The following is a 17,296-nucleotide window of genomic DNA, read 5'->3' on the forward strand; positions in this document are numbered from 1 at the left end:
GACTCCATGCGGACGGTTCCCACGTACGTACCCGCTCCCGGGAACGCGCGGTTTAACCGTTCCGGGCCGTAATTCGGTTTCATATGAGTGGTCAGTCAACGGAGGGCGATCTCACAAAAACGGGGATGGCCCTGAAACACGATCGAGAGTGGGACTACGAACTCGACCGGATCGTCGAGGCCATCGAGGAGCGGGACGCGACGAAGGTCGGACTCCAGTTCCCCGAGGGGCTCAAACGCCGCGGCCCGAAAGTCGCGGACGACCTCCGGGCGGCCGCGCCCGACGAGGTCACGTTCATGCTGTCGGGTCAGCCGTGTTACGGCGCGTGCGATCTCGACACGTACCTGATGCGACGGACCGACGTGTTCGTCCACTTCGGGCACACGCCGATGAAGGAGTCCGACAGCATCGTCTACGTGCCGCTGTTCTCGAACGTCGACCCGTTCCCGATCATGGAAGACGCGTTGGCGGAGGAGCTCGCGCCTCCGGAGGAGGACGCCGACGTGGGGCTCGTCACGACGGCCCAGCACATGAACCGCTTCGGGGAGATGACCGACTGGCTGGAGGAGCGCGGCTACGAGGTCCACACACGCCGCGGCGACGACCGGCTCACCAAGGAGGGACAGGTGCTCGGCTGTAACTACGCCTCAGCCGATATCCCGGCCGATCAGGTGCTGTACGTCGGCGGCGGGAAGTTCCATCCGGTCGGACTGGCGATGGAACACCCGGAAAAACGCGTCGTCATCGCGGACCCCGTCAACAACGCGGTCTCGGTCGCCGAACATGACCAGTTCCTCAAGCAGCGCTACGCCTCGGTTCACAAGGCGATGGGCGCAGAAAAATGGGGAGTCATCTTCTGTACCAAGATCGGACAGGGTCGCTGGGAGACCGCTCAGGAGATAGTCGAGAACAACGAGAACGCCTACCTGATCACGATGGACGAGGTGACGCCGGACCGCCTCCGCAACTTCGACATGGACGCGTTCGTCAACACCGGCTGTCCGCGGATCACGACCGACGACGGCCCGCGGTTCCACAAGCCGATGTTGACTCCCGGCGAGTACGAGGCCGCGATCGGCGAGAAGCCGCTCGACTCCATCGAGTTCGACACGTTCCACGACACCTGGTAACGCCGGTCGAGACGACGGACCGCTGACTGACTGTCGACCGCCTTTTTAAACTGAATCGAACGCCTTCTCGACGTACTCGACTGCCGCCGTCTCCGGTCCGACTGAGCTCCCGCCGATGACGCTGACGCGCATACCGCGGGACGCGAGGCGGACATATATAAACGATCCGGTGACACTAGGACGGCTTTGGTGAAACGCTTTTAAGTACTGAGCGACTCCGGACTGTATGACGTACGATACCGTCGTGTTCGACAACGACGGTGTCCTCGTAGGCCGCACGCGCTTCGACGTGCTCCGGGATGCGACCCGGGACGCGTTCGAGGAGTGCGGCGTCGAGGAGCCCGATCCGGACGACGTAGAGCGCATGACCATCGGTGCGACCCCCGGCAGCGTCGGTACCGTCTGTCAGACGTACGATCTCGATCCGGGATCGTTCTGGCGGACCCGTGACGACGTGGTCTCGAAGGCCCAACAGCAGGAGGCGCGTGCGGGTCGGAAAACACCGTACGACGACTTGGACACGCTTCAGGACCTCGACGTGAAGATGGGGATCGTCTCCTCTAACCAGCAGGCGACGGTCGACTTCCTGATCGATCACTTCGAGGGGTTCGAGGAGTTCGGCGCGGCCTACGGTCGTGAGCCGACGATCCATAGCCTTCAGCTACGAAAGCCGAACCCGCATTACCTCGAACAGGCCCTCGGCGACCTCGATGCCGGGTCGGCGCTGTTCGTCGGCGACAACGAGTCCGACATCAAGGCCGCCGAGAACGCGGGCGTCGACTCCGCGTTCATCCGTCGCCCCCATCGCCGCGACTGGGAACTCAACGTCTGGCCGACGTGGGAGATAGATTCGCTGGACGATCTCTTCGACGTCTGTTCCGGCTGATACGCCCGAACAGCCCCGATTCCAACCTCGGAAGGCCTGCTCGCTCCGCCGTCGGATCCCGACACGTTAAACTCGACGGGGAACAACCCCGGCGTAGTGACAGCCGACCCACCGTGGGCCGACGTGTTCGGCCACGAGGAGCCGTACCCCGAACAGGCCGACGGCATCGACGCCGCCATCGAGGCCGCGCGCGACGGCGGGTTCCTCGCGCTTGAAGGCGCGTGTGGAACCGGCAAAACGATGCTGGCGCTAACTGCCGGGATCGACCGCGTCCGGGATCCCGACTCGGACTTCGAGCGCGTGTTCGTGCTCACTAGCGTCAAACAGCAACTGCGCCAGTTCGAGACGGACCTGGAGACGATAAACGCGAATCTGCCGGACGATTACGATCCGGTCTCCGGGCTCACCCTCGTCGGGAAGGCGGACGTCTGCCCGTACGCTCGGGAGAACCGCGGCGGGATCGACCGCGAGAACGTGTACGAGCGGTGTGAGGGGCTCCGCGAGCGGACCCGGAACCTCGTCGGCGACGGCGGCGCGACCACGACGTCGAACCTCGTGAGCGAGGCACGGAGCCAGCAGGTCGGGCTGCTGGACTCGGGATCGTCTGCTTCCGGGGGCGGGACCAGGGCGGCCGACGACGGCGCGTCGTCGCCGGTCGACGCGCCCGCGGCCGACTACCTCTCTGTCGACGGCGAGCCCACCCCGTACCGTCCGGACACCGAGGAGTTCGAGGGGACCGAGTTCTGCCCCTTCTACGCGGGCTTTCTCGACGACGTTCCGGAGGACGGCGGCGACCCCGCGGAGGCGGTCCCGTTCGACATCACCGAGTTGGGTCACGTCGATTCCGACGAGCTCGTTCGACTCTCGGCGAGCCACGGCTCCTGTCCACACTCGATCATGGGTGCGCTCGTCCCCGAGGTCGAGGTCGTGGTCGGGAACTACTATCACGCCTTCGACCCGGTCACGACGGGGACGTTCACCGGCGCGCTGCTCGATGACTCGACGTTCGTCGTCTGCGACGAGGCGCACATGCTCGAACCACGGGTCCGGGATCTCGTCAGCGACGCGGTCGCCGACGCCAGCCTCAGGGACGCCGTCTCGGAGATCACTCGCGTCGTCCAGCCGCTCTCCTTCGAGACGGAGGGCGCGGAGTCGGACGACGCGGATCTCGTCCGCGGAGAGCTAGCGGACAGCGACGTGGACCTCGAGGAGCTGGAGCGTATCCGGGAGTTCTACTCGGACCTCCGCGAGGAGCTTGACCGGCGCGTGACCACGCATCTCGACCGCGAATACCCCGACTGGCGTGCGTCGATGCGCGAACTCGACGACGACGAGATCCCGCTTCGAGATCCGGAGGAGCCCGGCGAGGACGGGATCACGACGTGGGCGGCCAAGGAGGGATACGACGACCGAGTCTGGTCGCGGGCACCCGCGGTCGGCGCGATCGTCAAGCGTGTCCTCGACACGCTCGCGGACGAGGACAAGCAACGGGCAGCCCCGGGAGTCGGCAGAACGCTCAACGCGTGGTATCGCGAGGGCCACGAGGACTTCTTCCGTGCGATCGATCTCGAACGGACCCACGACGAGACGGCCCCGCCGGACTCCTGGCGGCGGGCGTACAACGGGAGTCTGGCGCTGTACAACTGCCTCCCGAGCGAGCCGATCGGCGAGCGGCTCGGAGCGTTCGGCGGCGGCGTGGTGATGAGCGCGACCCTCGAACCGATGGATGTGTTCCGGGAGGTGACCGGGCTCGACCACCTCGCCGAGCGGGGACGACCCGTCGTCGAGCGAACCTACGGACTGGGGTTTCCCTCCCAGAACCGCGCGAGCCTCGCAGTCGACGCGCCGAAGTTCACCCACGACAACCGCGGCGCGCCCGGAGAACGGAACGAAACGCGCTTGGCATATCTCGACGCAACGGCGACCGTCGCCCGTCGTGAGGGGAACGTCCTGGTCGGCGCGCCGAGCTACGCGGAAGCGGCGTGGCTGGCTGAGGCGCTCGACGACCGCCTCGACAAACCCGTGCTCCTCGACGAGTCCTCCGGGGACCGCGAGACGGAGTCGCTGAAGGACGCGTTCTTCGCCGGCGACGGGAAGGTGCTCGTGACGAGCCTCCGCGGAACCCTCACGGAGGGGGTCGACTACCGCGGGGACCGGCTGGCCGCCGCGGTCGTCTGTGGCGTCCCGATCATCAACACCGCCCGTCCCCGGACCCGAGCGGTGATCACCGCGTACGACCGACGGTTCGACTCCGGGTTCGAGACGGCTCTCACCGTCCCCGCGGTTCGGAAGGCCCGCCAAGCGATCGGCAGAGTGATCCGTGGTCCCGACGAGCGGGGTGTGCGGGTCCTCCTCGACGCACGCTACGCTCGTGACTCGTGGAACGGCGTTCGGGAGTATCTCCCCGAACATGAGCGCGAGGAGTTCCAGCCCGTGAGCACGGACATGCTATCCGTCGCACTCGATCGGTTCGATACCGACCGTTGAGTCTGGTGTCGGTCATGCCGACAGGCCGGTCGTACCTGCTCGGTAGCCGGCGCGTAACTATGGCGTCCGGCATCGATCGGACGTCCATGGAAACCACAGGGCAAAGCGAGCGATATCACGTCGTCTGTCGTCGGTGTACGGCCGAACGTGTGTTCGATACGGTCGACGCCGCAAACGACTACGCGGACCGACACGCCGGAGAGACCGCACATCCGATCGTCGTCGAACGGGTGGACTGAGCGGCCGATTCGTCGGCTTCATTCGTCCTTTTTTCATCGTCCCCGTCGCGACCGCGTTTAGATGACGTTCGACTCGATGTCCCGTGGGAAGTGAGTGAGCCACTCGATCCCCGACTCGGTGATGGCGATCGTGTCGGAGTGACGGTAGCCGTACTCGTCGGTGTAGATCCCGGGCTCGATGGTGTACACCTGTCCGGGAGCCATTACGGCGTCGTCGCCGTCGGCGACTTCGCCCCACCCCTCATCGATGTACGGCGGCTCGTGGCCGCCGAGCCCGATGTTGTGACCGACGTGGTGTCGTGCGAGCTCCGTGATTCCCTGCTCTTCGAAGTAATCATTGACGGCCTCGTCGACGTGAGCGAGGGGTACGCCCGGACCGAGCGCGTCGACAGCGATCTCCTGAGCTTCGTACATCAGATCGAAGTAGTGTGCCTGCTCGTCGGTGTAGTCGCCGACGAACATGGTTCGTTCCAACTCGGACCGGTAGCCGTCGACGTTCGCGCTCGCGCCGGTAATCAGGACATCGCCCTCCGAGAGCCGCTCGTTCGGAGTGTGACCGTGCGGGAGCGCCGTCTCCCTGCCTGAGATGTAGCCCGCGTGGACCGGCCCGTCACCTCGCACCCGGACGCTGTAGGTGTCACCCAGCGTATCGAGCATTGCGCGGGACGCCTCCATTGACGCGCGCTGTGACACCGTCGCGGGATGCGCGCCCGGCTCGGAAAAGTCGGCGAGATGTCGGTGCCCGAGGTTGGCCCATTTCGCGGACTCGCGGATGAGGTCGACCTCGGCGTCGGATTTCTCCCAGCGCATGCGGTCGACCCACGACTGCGTCTCGACATCGAGGAACTCCGAAAGGGCCGGTCCCTCGTACCCCATCACCCCGGGCGCTCCGTCGGAGTCAGCGACGACCGACCCGACGCCGAGTCCCCGCAGCATCCCGACGGCGACCTCGATCGGCTTTCCGCCGGGATAGTCGGAGTAGTGGTGAACGCGGTCGATACGCGGGTTCGGTTCGACGCGCTCGACCTCAAGCCGCGGAACGGTTATCTCGATCCGCTCTTGGGTAACCACGAGGACGACGGGACGCTCCGTCTGGATGTGATGGAAGCCGGAGAGATACTCGATCGAGGTCGCGCCGAACCAGACGGCTGCGTCGGCATCGGTGTCCGAGAGCCGGTCGCGAACCGCCGCCAGACGGTCGCCGAACTCGGTGTCGGGGAGACGTGTCGCCATACGACCGATCCGGCGAACGGTCGGATAAACGGTCGGGTAGCGGAGGGTTAGCGAACGACGAAACACGTCGTGAACGCTGTGGCCGTCAGTTCTCGCGGCGAGCGAACGCGAGGTTTCCGGAGACGTTCTTGATGTACGCGCGGACGGTGTCGCCCTCCTGTGCGCCGGGGACGAACACCGTGTACTCGCCGCGCTCAGCGACGCCGTCGCCCTTCCGGCCGGTGCCGACGATCTCCAGCTCATACGTCTTGCCGGACTCGATGGCCTCCTCCTGCCGCTGGGTGTTCGAGGTCGTCTGTTTCGCGACCGGACGGAACGCGCCACACGCCTCACAGCGGAGCATCGGCGTCCGGTTCTCCGTCTCCAAGCGTGTGTCCGGGAGCCCGCACTCCGAGCAGGTGACGTACGACTCGATGTACGAGTCGATCGCGGCCTGGAAGTCGCGTTCACGGAAGTTTCCGCTGTATCGTGCGCGACCGTCCTCATATTGGCCGGCCGTTCCGAGCTCCTGTTGGACCTTCGAGTGGACGTGCTCGGGGTCGCGGGAGAGCGCGTCCGCGATGGCCGAGAGGTTCGTCAGCCGGGTGAACGCGCCATCCTTCTGGTGTTCGGGATCGGGAACGCTCAGTCGTTCGTCGGACCCGCCGAAATCCGGAACCGCGTCCATCGCGCGGTCGAGACTCGATTCGTATTCCATACGCGACCGAACGATAGGGCGACGGAAATCGCTTCCGGGTCGGATCGACGATCCGCGAGAGTTGGCGGCCATCGACGTCTACGCCACATGTTCGTCGACAGAGGTCGAAGAGAAGTAGCGGGAGGTAGATTTGAACTACCGATCTCCGGGTTATGAGCCCGGCGGAATCTCCTGGCTATCCCATCCCGCTATCGTGAACAAACCTCGGTAAACTGTTAAGGGTTCTGATCCCGCCGCCCGTGTGCGGTTATCTGTCGCATAGTATTTAAATACGATGTCGTCTCCGGATCCGAACGCTCCGAGTGTGGCGGCGTTCGACGGGGCTCGCGGAGTCCCCTGTCTTCGACGACTACTCCCGTTTGACGCCGTCGAACTCGAACCGGACGCCACCCGTCTCGCTTTCGTGTACCGACACCTCCCAGCCGTGTGCGTCGGCGATCCCGTCCACGATCGCCAGACCGAATCCCGTCCCGGAGTCCGAGGTCGTGTATCCGCTCTCGAAGACGCGATCGCGTCGCTCCGCCGGGATCCCGGGACCGTCGTCCGCGACGTAAAACCCTTCCTCGGTATCGCCGACGGTCACCGTCACCGGCGACTCACCGTGGTCGACCGCGTTCTGATACAGGTTTCCGAACAGCTGTCGGAGTCGTCCGGGATCGGCTTCGATCACGGAGTCCGTTTCGACGACGAGCTCGAACGCCTCCGCGTCGACGTTGCCGCGACACCGCCGCGCGAGTTCGATCAGAGGGACCGGCTCCAGCTCGCCGACCGCCCGGCCCTGTCTCGCGAGGGTGAGAACGTCGTCTATCAGCCGTTCCATGTCGTCGGCCGCGCGCTCACACCGATCGAGATACGAGAGGTCCTCGGTCTCCCGCGCGAGCCGCATGAACCCGGAAATGACGTTGAGCGGGTTCCGAAGGTCGTGTGAGACGATGCTCGCGAACTCGTCGAGCCGCTCGTTCTCCCGCTCGATCCGGCGCTGATACGCCCGTCGATCAGTGATGTCCCGGCTGCTCGCGAGGAACCGGTCCTCCCCGTTGACATCGATGCGACGGACGTGAACCTCGACCGGGAACTCCGAGCCGTCCGCCCGTCGATACGTCGTCTCCACGCGAGCCGTCTCGTCGACGCCGAGTCCCTTCCACCGTCCGGGGGCGTCCGATGGATCCATCCCCGTATCTATTTCTTGGACGGACATCCCCACCAGCTCGTCCTCGTCGTAGCCGAGTTCGCGACACAGCGACTGGTTCACCTCGACGATCTTACCGCTCACGTCGTGGATGTCCATCATGTCCGGGGATCGCTCGAACAGCGCCTCCAGCCGTGCGGAGGTGCGTTCGAGCGCCTCCTCGCGGCGGTGCGCCTCCGTCACGTCCCGGGAGATACCGAGCACGGCGTCGAAGGAGCCGCCGACCCAGATCGGGCTCAACCGGTAGTCGATGACCACGGTTTCGTCCGGAAGATCGATCTCGGTCGTGTCCGCGAGGACGTCTCGCTCGCCCGCGACGAGTTCGGCGAACGGGTCCCCCTCGCTCGACTCCCGGATCTGGTCTACCAACCGACTCTCCGTGCCGAGCAGCGCCTCCCGTTCGACGCCGTACGCCTCCGCGAGATAGTCGTTTACGAAGGCGAAGCGTCCGTCCTCGTCGTACAGGCAGACCGACTCCGGCATCGCCTCCACCATGCGACGATAGCGTTCGAGGTCGCGTTGGCGCTCCTTCCGTTCGGTCACGTCGATGTGGATTCCCACCGCCCGCAGCGGCTCGCCGTCCGGGCCGCGCTGGACGACGCGACCGCGGTCCCGGATCCACTTCCACTCGCCCGACTTCGTTCGCATCCGATGGTCACACTCATAAAACTCCGTCTCGCCCTCGAGATGGGACTCCAAGACGCTCCAGACGTCGTCGACGTCGTCGGGATGGACGCGCTCCTCCCACGCGGAGAGGTCGTCGTCGATCTCGTCGAGATCGTAGCCGAGCATCGCGGCCCACCCCTCGTCGAACGTCACCGTGTCGGCCGGCAGGTCCCAGTCCCATACCCCGACGTCCGCTCCCTCGATGGCGAGCGAGAGGCGCTCTGAGACCTCCTCGAGCTCCCGTTCTCGCTGTTTTCGGTCGGTGACATCTCTGAAGTAGACGGAGAGTCCGGTGTCGGAGGGGTACGCGTGGACCTCGAAGTCGGTGTCCAGCGGATCGTACCGAAACTCGAACTCCCGTGGCTCTCCGATATCCATCGCCTCACGATAGGCGGTTTCGAGCCTCGTCCCGACGGTTTCGGGGAACGCGTCCCAGACGACTTCGCCGAGGATCGCCTCCTGGTCCCGGTCAAGCATCTCCTCGGCTCGGGCGTTCGCGTAGGTGAACCGCCACTGGGCGTCGAGCGCGTAGAACGCGTCCGTCATCTGCCCGAGATGGGCTTCGAGCTGCTTCTCGGCTCGTGCTCGCGAGACGACGGATTCGATCCGGTTCGCGAGCACCGAGAACTGGTCGGTTCCGCTCTCTTTTCGAAGATAGTCGCTCACGCCCGCGGAGATGGCTTCGCTCGCGACCTCCTCGGAGCCCCGCCCCGTGAACAGGACGAACGGGACCTCCCCGTAGCGATCGCGGACGGTCTCTAGGAACTCGATCCCGTTCGTTTCCGGCATGTCATAGTCGCTGACGATACAGTCGATACGTTTCGAACCGATCGTCGTGAACGCCTCCGACACGCTGGTCACCGGAATCACCTCGAAGCGGTCGTCGGACCGTTCGAGGAAGGACGCCGCCAGGTCGGCGAAGTCGGGTTCGTCGTCCACGTGGAGCACGCGAACCGGCATGGACGGATCCGGCGACACTCGTGTGCCGTCCCCGTTGTCGTTCACGTCACTCATTTAGGTAGACACGTCCGTCCGGCGAATTAATCCTTCCCCTCTCCGGCGGCGTACTCGACGACGACGACCGACGCGGTGTATCCGATCCCCCCGACGACGAGACCCGCCGCGAGCGCGACGATCGGATCCCTCGCGACGACGTACGCCGAGAGGAAGGCGACCATCCCGACCGCGTTTCCACACAACAGCCGTAGCGTCCGATAGCTCGGCGTTCTCGTGGACATAGCCGTACTACGAGTACGGCACTTATAAATTCAAACTGGACCGTCCGAGTCGCCACCGGACCGGACGGATCGCCGCCGAGCCGGACGACCGTCGGCTCGAATTTAAACCGGATCGGGCGGCCAGCGGCCACATGTCGCCGAACGAGACACACACGGCGCGACGGGCGACGCGATGGATCCGGCTTCTGGCGGTCGTCGTCACGGTCGGATTCCTCGCGAGCGTCGGCGTTCATCTCGGCGCGTACGGGCAGCGAGTCGTTGCCGAGCTGTCGACGTGGTTCGATCGGACCCCGTTCGGTACGGATCCCGAATCGCTCTCGGTCGTTCCGACGCTTCTCCACGACGCCTCGGTGATCGGTGGGATCCTCACGATCGCGGGTGCTGGGTGGCTCGCACTCGTCCTTCTCGTTCGGGTCGCCGTCGGGCTCTCCGCGTCCGCGTGACGGGCACGTCGTCCGTATCGCCGGCGACTCCGTCCACCCGGACGGAAAGACTTTGCACCCGGCGACGCAACCGGCATACATGGTCCTGAAAGAATCCGACTCCGAGCTCGAACGTGGCGACGCGGCCCCCGCCTTCGAACTGCCGGGCGTCGACGGCGAGACGCGGACGCTCGACTCCTTCGATACGGACGCGCTGCTCGTCGTGTTCACGTGTAACCACTGCCCGTACGCAAAAGCCAAGTTCGACCTGCTGAACGAGCTCGCCGCGGAGTACGACGATCTATCCGTCGTCGGGATCAACCCCAACGACGCGGAGGAGTACCCCGAGGACTCCCTCGAAGCGATGCGCGAGCACGTCGCGGACGGCACGATCGCCTACGACGCGTACCTCCGCGACGAGACCGCCGAGGTCGCGGCCGCCTACGGAGCGGTCTGTACGCCCGACCCGTTCCTGTTCGGTCGCGAGAACGGCGACTGGCGGCTCCGGTACCACGGCCGACTGGACGATGCGATGAACCCCGACGACGAACCCACGGAGTGCTACGTTCGCGACGCCGTCGACTCCGTGCTCGCAGGCGAGCGGGTCGACGTGCCGGACCGCCCCTCCCGAGGCTGCTCGATCAAGTGGCCCGAGGAGTGAGACGACCGGAAGACGGGTTGAAATGGCTGCCGCCCGAAAGCCACTCATGGGAATGAAGGAGAGCGGCGAGGCGGCGCTTCATGAGATCGATCGTTTCGATCGCGGCGTCGGCTGGATCGCGTACCCCGAAGAGACGATGGAGCGGGCGAGCCACGCGCTCGCGGTCCCGAACGACGAGACCGAGACGGACGACGTGTGGGTGATCGATCCTCTCGACGCGCCGGGACTCGACGACCTCCTCGCGGAGTTCGGGAGCGTCGCCGGCGTCGTCGTCGGTCTCGACCGGCACAAACGCGACACCGCGGCGATCGCGACCCGTCACGACGTTCCGGTGTACGTTCCCGAGTGGATGACTGGCGTCGCCGACGAGATCGACGCGCCGGTGCGCCGGTTCAGCGGTCGGCTGGCCGACTCCGGGTTCGAGACGATCCGCATCCGGAACTCCTCGCTTCCCCCGTGGCAGGAGGTGGGACTGTTCGACGGCGAGACGCTCGTCGTCCCCGAGTCGCTCGGCTCGTCGTCGTACTTCCGTGGTGACGACGAGCGACTCGGCGTCCACCCGATGCTTCGACTGACGCCACCCCGGAAATCGCTTACCGGGCTCGATCCCGACCGCGTCCTCGTCGGTCACGGTGTCGGCGTCCTCGACCACGCGCCGGAAGCGATCGAGCACGCGCTCGACGCGTCCCGCAGCAACGCACCGGGACTCTACGCGAAGACGCTCCGATCCGCGCTCGGGCTCTAAGCGTCTCCAGATCGGAAGGAAACAGCATGACGTGTGAGAATCAGGGTGTTGTCGGACGCGTCAACCATAGCCTTCGTCGTCCTATCGATGCCAGCTAAACCTACCCCAGCGAGGGGGAGGATCCGGGCGCGAACAAACGTGATATGACGGTCTCCTCGCGATCGTCATCCCGTTAGCGCTTCCGCTTCGGAGTCCGTATCGAACTCGACTTCGGACACTTCGAACGAGATGAAGACGTAGAGTTGGTCCCCACTGGGAATCTCTTCAGCCTCGTCGCCGCCGTACTCCAACAACGAATAGTCGTGTGATCGCGATTCGACGGTGTACTCCTGTGTCTCCTTCTCCCGCGCCATTTCGCCGTCTCCCTCGTCGACCAACTCCATCGTTGAGAGGTGTACTGATTCACCCACATCGGGGACCGATAGCGTTCCCTCTTCGGGTAGTCGAGCGATCTCCTCGCTGGTTTCCTGATCTATGAAGATCAGTACCGTGTATTGCGGCCTCCGTTCGCCTTCGAGATCGCGTGTTATCATGATGAGGAACGAACGCGGGAAACGACTTCCGGAGAGAGATCACGTGCGTCGTCACGCTCGTCCGCACTGCTGTCCGCAGTTCGTTTTAGTGACTGCTGTGCGAGGGTCGCTACGAGATCCCTTCGATCGGAAGAGGTCGTATCCAAGATACGTTCCGCATGCTCCGAGAGGTCGATGTGAAACCGAACCAGCGTCTTGACGACCTCGTTATCTTCATTGATCGTGTAGCGTGTCGCTCCGCTTTCACCGTCGATCTCCTCCACCATTTCGAGATCGAGGAGCTCGTCTTTATTCCGAGTGAACGTACTCTCTGAGATGCCGGTGTACTCCGCAATCTCGCCAGCAGTAAGCGCGTCGTAGTGTTTGCTGATGAGCGTGTCCAATATCTGTACCCGGCCTCGTGTACCCAACAGACGGACAAACGGAGATAGGTCCGCGTACCGGCCGTGACCGTCTTTATGAGTCACCATATCGGTTACCGATATGTGCCGTATACATATATTTTGTTCCATCTGCGCAACTGTCAGTTCCATTTGAGCAACGACGTATGAGATCACATCGACCCGAGCAGAATAGTAAAGAGTCTGGCTTAAGTGGGACAGATATATGAACGCAGGGGCGAGCCGAGACGATGAGAGGTACCTCGGCTTGCGAGCTGATCTACTTGATGTACTCTGTCGCCTCGGCCACACAGACCCGACGAACGTTTCGATCTCCCATCTCTGTCGAAATCATTTTCGACAGGACTCCGAAGAGGACTTACACAGGACGATTGCCCGGATGATCGCGGACGGGGACCCGATCAGCTACCTCGACGATGAACGCCAAGCGGTCGTCCATATCACCGATTCCGCGGAAGCACGCCGACGCATGAAGCGCATTCGAACCGAGCTTTACGATCTCTAGGCGATCCGTCCGTAACGCTCCGGGACCCGGACCTGAGGGAATGGCGTCTCACTGCGAACACTGGCAGTCCGCCGATCGTCCCCTCACTCACGTTCCACGGGATTACACCCCGCGACGGGGCTTTTACGCGTCGGGACCGTAGAGCCGTCCGTGATCCACGTCACTCGCGACCTGCTGACGGTGTTGCTCGAACACGCCGCCGACCGCGACCCGGCGGCAGCGAGTCTTCAGCTCTCGGCGACGCGTGCCCGCGAGTTCGACGAGGAACTCGGCCTTGACCCGGAGACGCCGGTGCTGACACACTTCACGCTGGCCGACGTCGGCGGGTCGGTGAACGCGGTGTTCGGCGTCGACCTCGGAACGCCGGCCGGACGAGGCCGGGCGCGGTTCCTCTCGCATCCGGACGGGCGTCTCGGTCTCTCGAAGACGGACGACCTCGCCGCGATCGTCATCGTCGCCGTCCCTCCATACGACGACGACCACGTCGCCGCGTTCGACCGCGCCGGGGACGGGATAGAACTCGTTGTCCTCGACGCGGTCCCGCCCGAGGAGTCCGTTCCGGAGTGAGTCGACCCCGGAGCCGAAGGCTGACGTTCTCCGATCGGGTCGCGAACCGGAGGTTAAAGAGCGCCGAGACGGTAAGGGGGCGCAATGGCAGCACGGCCACCCGGCGGCGGCGGATCCTCCGAACCGGAGGCGATCGAGTTCGGCATCGCTGCGCTCGACGCCCGTATCGAGGAGGCGGACGTGTCGTTTCCGGCGACGGGCGAGGAGATAGTCGAGGCACTCGGGGATCCGGCCGTCCCGTACGACGCGAAGGGTCGAACGATCCAGCTGGCGGAGGCGGTCGATCGACTTCCACAGTCGGAGTTCGAGAACGAGACGGAGCTGCTAGACGCGCTGTATCCGGTGTTCGACGAGGCGAGACGGAACAGCGGCGGGTTTCTCGACGACCTTCGGGACGCGCTACCCTTCTGAGCCGACCGTATCCCGCTCGTCCGCCCCGTTCACGTCGCTTGCTTTTCGGGTTCGGACTCGCGTTCCGGCTCCTCGGTTCCGGTATCGAGTCGTTCGATGACGTCGTTGACGAGCACGACATCACCGACCGCGCGTACCCAGCGGTACGGCACGATGACGCCGGTGTTACCGCTCGCGCGGCCCGCGAACAGCTCGTGGTTGAGTTCCGCGAGCGCGAGCCCGGTCACTGCGCGGGCGTCGAGGTCCAGCCGGACATCCTCGATCTCACCCACGAACATCCCGTTGTTCGAGTACACCTCTCGACCGACCAGCGACGTGATCTCCTCCGGGGCAGCGTTCATACCTCATACCCTCTCGAGCGCGCCTAATAAGCGTTCGTTGTCGAACGACGCACGTCTGACACCTCCGGACCGTGGACGGGAGCGACTCCCGACTCCGGGCCGATATCGGCTACGTCACGGGGGCGGGTTCATTTCGGTGGCGCGACCAGTTCGACCGGGTGGCGGGTCGGCCCGCCGCAGAGTGCGTCGAGCTGTTCGCCACACGAGGTTCCGGACGCGACGACGACGCGGTCGCTCTCGCCGAACTCCTCCCGGAGGGGCTCGCCCACGTCCATGCTGAGTTCGTAGTAGTCGGCCTTGTAGCCGAACGACCCGGCCATCCCGCAGCATTCGGTGTCCGAGACGCGGACGTCGTACCCGACCCGCTCCAACACGGCGGTCGCGTGCTCTCCGACCCCGATCGTCCGGGCCTGACAGTGCGGGTGATACGCGACTCCGGATCGGGTGTCGGCCGTCTCGGACGAGCCGGGCCCATCGGCCGTCCCGGGCAACCGGAGCGCGTCCGGATCCCCGCCGTTCTCGAGGAGCCCGAAGAGGTACTCCATGACGTCGTAGCTGGCCTCGGCGAGCCGTTCGTGTGCGTCAGGATCGAGGAGCCTCCCGTACTCTCGGCGGAACATCGCGAGGTCGCTTGGCTCGATGACGACGACATCGCGCCCAGCGTCGAGATGCGACGAGAGGGCCGAAGAAACGTTCTCGGCAGCGCTTTCGGCCGTCGAGACCATCCCTTGAGAGAGCGGCGGTCGGCCGCTTCCCGGAAGGTCGGGCACCCGCACGTGGACCCCGAGCGACTCCAGCGCCCGGACCGTCGCCTTCCCCCGGTCGACATCGACGTAGTTCGTCGCCGTGTCGGGGTAGACGACAGCCTCTCGGGTCGCGGCCGCCGCCGACACCGCCGGCCCGCCGCGGGCGTCGAACCAGTCGACGAACGACTCGTCCGCGAACGCGGGGAGCTCCCGGCGGCGGTCGATCCCCGCAACACGTTCGAGGACCGCCCGAACCGGTCCGGCGTTCGCGAGCCGGTTCGCGATCGGCGCGGTCCGACTCCCCCACTCCGCGAGGGTCGCGTAGTTGCCGACGAGCCGCGTTCCGAGGTCGAGGCCGCCCGGCTCCTCGTCGGGCACCAACTCCTCGAAGGCCCAGTCGAGTTGGCTCGACTCGGCCTCGCCGCGGTTGATCCGGTCGCGGACGACCGTGTTTATCCACGGGATGTCGATCCCGACGGGGCAGGCCGGGACGCATCGCGAGCAGCCGGTACACAGGTCGTTGAACTCGGCGGCGACGTCGAGCCCCTCGACGCCCGCCTCCCAGCCGGTGGCGATGCCGCCGGAGTACGTCTCACCGCCGAACGCGTGACCGCCGACGCTCTGGAAGTTGCCACAGGAGTTCGCGCAGGCCGAACACCGGATACAGTACAGCGTCTCTTTGAGCTCGTCGTCCTCGCGCATCGCCATCCGGCCGTTGTCGACGAGCACGAGGTGGAACTCGCGATCGTCGCCCGAGCCGTCGGCGAGGGAATTCCCGTCGCTGTCGAACTTCGGCACCGGCGAATCGACCGGCGGTGTCAGCGTCGAGATGTAAGAAGTCACGTCCTGTCCCGTCCCGGACCGACCGATCAGCTCGACGAACGGCGAGAACTCCTCGACCGTGGGAACGACCTTCTCGACGCCCGCGACCGCGACGTGGGTGTCCGTCGCGGTCACCGTCTTCCGGGCGTTGCCCTCGCTGGTGACGAGGAGCATGGTGCCCGAATCGGCCGCGATGAAGTTCGCGCCCGTCATCCCCACGTCGGCGTCCTCGATCAGCTCGCCGAGTCGCTCGCGGGCGAACATCGTCAGTTCCTCCGCGGTCTCCGGCGGGTCATCGGGGTCGAACCGCTCGGCGAACAGTTCCGCGATCGCCTCCCGGGACTTGTGGATGGCGGGGGCGACGATGTGGGAGGGGGCCTCCTCCGCCAGCTGAAGCACCCACTCGCCGAGATCCGTCTCGACGACGTCAACGCCGTCGCTCGCGAGCGCCTCGTTCACCTCCAGCTCCTCGCTCGTCATCGACTTCGATTTGGCCACGCGGTCGGCGTCCCGCTCGTCGACGACCTCTCGAACGTACCGGTTGGCGTCCGCCGCGTCGTCCGCGAGGTAAACGGTCCCCCCGTTCGCCTCCACCTGCTCCGTCAGCCGGTCGACCAGCTCCGGAAGCCGCTCGATGGCGTCCTCCTTTATCGATCGGGCCTCCGCTTTCAGCGCCTCGTAGTCGTCGAGGCGGCCGGTCGACTCGTATCGGCCTGCATTGAAGCCGCGGGTGTTCTCCGCGACCGCGTCGCCCTCGGTCGTCATCAGTTCGCGGAGTCGTGCCGCGCGGTCGACGTCGCTACTCATCGGTATCCTCCACGTGTCGGGAGGATTCGGTCTCAAGCAACACCACGTGAACCTCCTTCGGCCCGTGTGCGCCGTGGACCAGTCCCCCCATGTCCGCCGTGGCGCTCGGACCGGTGGCGAACACGACATCGACCGACTCGTCCCGTGCTCGCGGGCCGAGCCACGCAAACGCGTCGGGCATATCGGGGACGAGGTCGTCCTCACGGAGCACGACGACGTGGCGGTCGACGAACAGGCTCACGGGTTCGGTGCCGGTTCGATCGGACTCGATCGCGACGCTTCCGTACTCGGCGATCCCGAGCGACGCTCCGGTGACGCCGGTGTGAGCCGCGCGGAGGTCGGCGGTCGTCGGATCGGTCTCGACGTGGTCCGGCAGCGACGCCTCCGGCACGTCAAGCGGGGCGCCGACGGCCGGCTCCCCCGCAGCCGCTGCGACTAACTCCGCACACGCATCCGCTGGCCCCGTAGCGACGCGTACGCCGAGGTCGTCGAGTCTCCGGGTAAACGTCGTGGTGTCGGAGAGTGACATATCGGACCCTTCGACGGCGAGTATTTGGTTCTTGTGTCGGC

18 protein-coding genes and 1 tRNA gene are annotated in these 17,296 nt (G+C 65.4%); 9 read left to right on the top strand and 10 right to left on the bottom strand.

The window, feature by feature from the left end; translation table 11 throughout:
- The first annotated feature begins 83 nt into the window (after positions 1-83).
- The 4 genes from dph2 to J2751_RS00605 all read left to right on the top strand — a co-directional run bounded on the left by dph2 (position 84) and on the right by J2751_RS00605 (position 4,742).
- Positions 84-1,130 (top strand): diphthamide biosynthesis enzyme Dph2, encoded by a 1,047-nt coding sequence (dph2, locus tag J2751_RS00590; protein ID WP_209482518.1) that lies wholly within the window; start codon positions 84-86, stop codon positions 1,128-1,130.
- 226 nt (positions 1,131-1,356) lie between these two features.
- The gene (locus tag J2751_RS00595; protein WP_209482519.1) at positions 1,357-2,016 is read left to right on the top strand and encodes an HAD family hydrolase; all 660 of its coding nucleotides are present in this window, start codon (positions 1,357-1,359) and stop codon (positions 2,014-2,016) included.
- A gap of 96 nt (positions 2,017-2,112) precedes the next feature.
- The gene (locus J2751_RS00600) at positions 2,113-4,503 is read left to right on the top strand and encodes an ATP-dependent DNA helicase (protein WP_209482520.1); all 2,391 of its coding nucleotides are present in this window, start codon (positions 2,113-2,115) and stop codon (positions 4,501-4,503) included.
- Positions 4,504-4,589: 86 nt separating this feature from the next.
- Complete coding sequence (locus J2751_RS00605; RefSeq protein ID WP_209482521.1) at positions 4,590-4,742, top strand: hypothetical protein; 153 nt, start codon at positions 4,590-4,592, stop codon at positions 4,740-4,742.
- Between the two features lie 57 nt (positions 4,743-4,799).
- On the opposite strand, the gene J2751_RS00610 is transcribed toward J2751_RS00605, so the two are convergent.
- The 5 genes from J2751_RS00610 to J2751_RS00630 all read right to left on the bottom strand — a co-directional run bounded on the left by J2751_RS00610 (position 4,800) and on the right by J2751_RS00630 (position 9,765).
- A complete protein-coding gene (locus J2751_RS00610) occupies positions 4,800-5,975 on the bottom strand; it encodes a M24 family metallopeptidase (protein ID WP_209482522.1) in 1,176 nt (391 codons plus the stop codon).
- Positions 5,976-6,060: 85 nt separating this feature from the next.
- Positions 6,061-6,672, bottom strand: coding sequence for a translation initiation factor IF-2 subunit beta (locus J2751_RS00615; RefSeq protein WP_209482523.1), 612 nt, complete (start codon positions 6,670-6,672; stop codon positions 6,061-6,063).
- Positions 6,673-6,787: 115 nt separating this feature from the next.
- Positions 6,788-6,862: transfer RNA gene (locus tag J2751_RS00620), tRNA-Met, on the bottom strand.
- Between the two features lie 159 nt (positions 6,863-7,021).
- Positions 7,022-9,541 carry a PAS domain S-box protein gene (locus J2751_RS00625; RefSeq protein WP_209482524.1) on the bottom strand — a complete coding sequence of 840 codons (2,520 nt, stop codon included), beginning with the start codon at positions 9,539-9,541 and terminating at the stop codon, positions 7,022-7,024.
- Positions 9,542-9,567: 26 nt separating this feature from the next.
- On the bottom strand, positions 9,568-9,765 hold the full coding sequence (locus tag J2751_RS00630; RefSeq protein WP_209482525.1) for a hypothetical protein: 198 nt from the start codon (positions 9,763-9,765) through the stop codon (positions 9,568-9,570).
- Positions 9,766-9,896: 131 nt separating this feature from the next.
- Here J2751_RS00630 and J2751_RS00635 point away from each other — a divergent pair, with 131 nt between their 5' ends.
- The 3 genes from J2751_RS00635 to J2751_RS00645 all read left to right on the top strand — a co-directional run bounded on the left by J2751_RS00635 (position 9,897) and on the right by J2751_RS00645 (position 11,593).
- On the top strand, positions 9,897-10,208 hold the full coding sequence (locus J2751_RS00635) for a hypothetical protein (protein ID WP_209482526.1): 312 nt from the start codon (positions 9,897-9,899) through the stop codon (positions 10,206-10,208).
- A gap of 79 nt (positions 10,209-10,287) precedes the next feature.
- Positions 10,288-10,848 (top strand): thioredoxin family protein, encoded by a 561-nt coding sequence (locus tag J2751_RS00640; protein WP_209482527.1) that lies wholly within the window; start codon positions 10,288-10,290, stop codon positions 10,846-10,848.
- 52 nt (positions 10,849-10,900) lie between these two features.
- Positions 10,901-11,593 carry a hypothetical protein gene (locus J2751_RS00645; RefSeq protein ID WP_209482647.1) on the top strand — a complete coding sequence of 231 codons (693 nt, stop codon included), beginning with the start codon at positions 10,901-10,903 and terminating at the stop codon, positions 11,591-11,593.
- A 164-nt stretch (positions 11,594-11,757) separates the two neighbouring features.
- On the opposite strand, the gene J2751_RS00650 is transcribed toward J2751_RS00645, so the two are convergent.
- Positions 11,758-12,126: a hypothetical protein gene (locus tag J2751_RS00650; protein ID WP_209482528.1), complete on the bottom strand. Its 369-nt coding sequence runs from the start codon at positions 12,124-12,126 to the stop codon at positions 11,758-11,760.
- Entirely contained in the window at positions 12,123-12,509 is a 387-nt protein-coding gene (locus J2751_RS00655) for a hypothetical protein (RefSeq protein ID WP_209482529.1), read from the bottom strand. The genes J2751_RS00650 and J2751_RS00655 overlap by 4 nt, the downstream gene beginning before the upstream one ends.
- Positions 12,510-13,182: 673 nt before the next feature.
- Here J2751_RS00655 and J2751_RS00660 point away from each other — a divergent pair.
- Complete coding sequence (locus tag J2751_RS00660; RefSeq protein WP_209482530.1) at positions 13,183-13,599, top strand: MPN domain-containing protein; 417 nt, start codon at positions 13,183-13,185, stop codon at positions 13,597-13,599.
- A gap of 84 nt (positions 13,600-13,683) precedes the next feature.
- Positions 13,684-14,010 carry a hypothetical protein gene (locus J2751_RS00665; RefSeq protein WP_209482531.1) on the top strand — a complete coding sequence of 109 codons (327 nt, stop codon included), beginning with the start codon at positions 13,684-13,686 and terminating at the stop codon, positions 14,008-14,010.
- 29 nt (positions 14,011-14,039) lie between these two features.
- Here the strand turns inward: J2751_RS00665 and J2751_RS00670 are convergent, their stop codons facing one another.
- From J2751_RS00670 to J2751_RS00680, 3 genes are all read right to left on the bottom strand, one after another.
- A complete protein-coding gene (locus J2751_RS00670; RefSeq protein WP_209482532.1) occupies positions 14,040-14,351 on the bottom strand; it encodes a PRC-barrel domain-containing protein in 312 nt (103 codons plus the stop codon).
- Positions 14,352-14,479: 128 nt separating this feature from the next.
- On the bottom strand, positions 14,480-16,726 hold the full coding sequence (locus J2751_RS00675) for an LUD domain-containing protein (protein ID WP_209482533.1): 2,247 nt from the start codon (positions 16,724-16,726) through the stop codon (positions 14,480-14,482).
- On the bottom strand, positions 16,719-17,255 hold the full coding sequence (locus tag J2751_RS00680; protein ID WP_209482534.1) for an LUD domain-containing protein: 537 nt from the start codon (positions 17,253-17,255) through the stop codon (positions 16,719-16,721). Before J2751_RS00680 ends, J2751_RS00675 begins: the two co-directional genes overlap by 8 nt.
- Between the last annotated feature and the right edge of the window lie 41 nt (positions 17,256-17,296).

This window comes from Halorubrum alkaliphilum (genome assembly GCF_017873815.1).
In the GTDB taxonomy this organism is placed as follows: domain Archaea; phylum Halobacteriota; class Halobacteria; order Halobacteriales; family Haloferacaceae; genus Halorubrum; species Halorubrum alkaliphilum.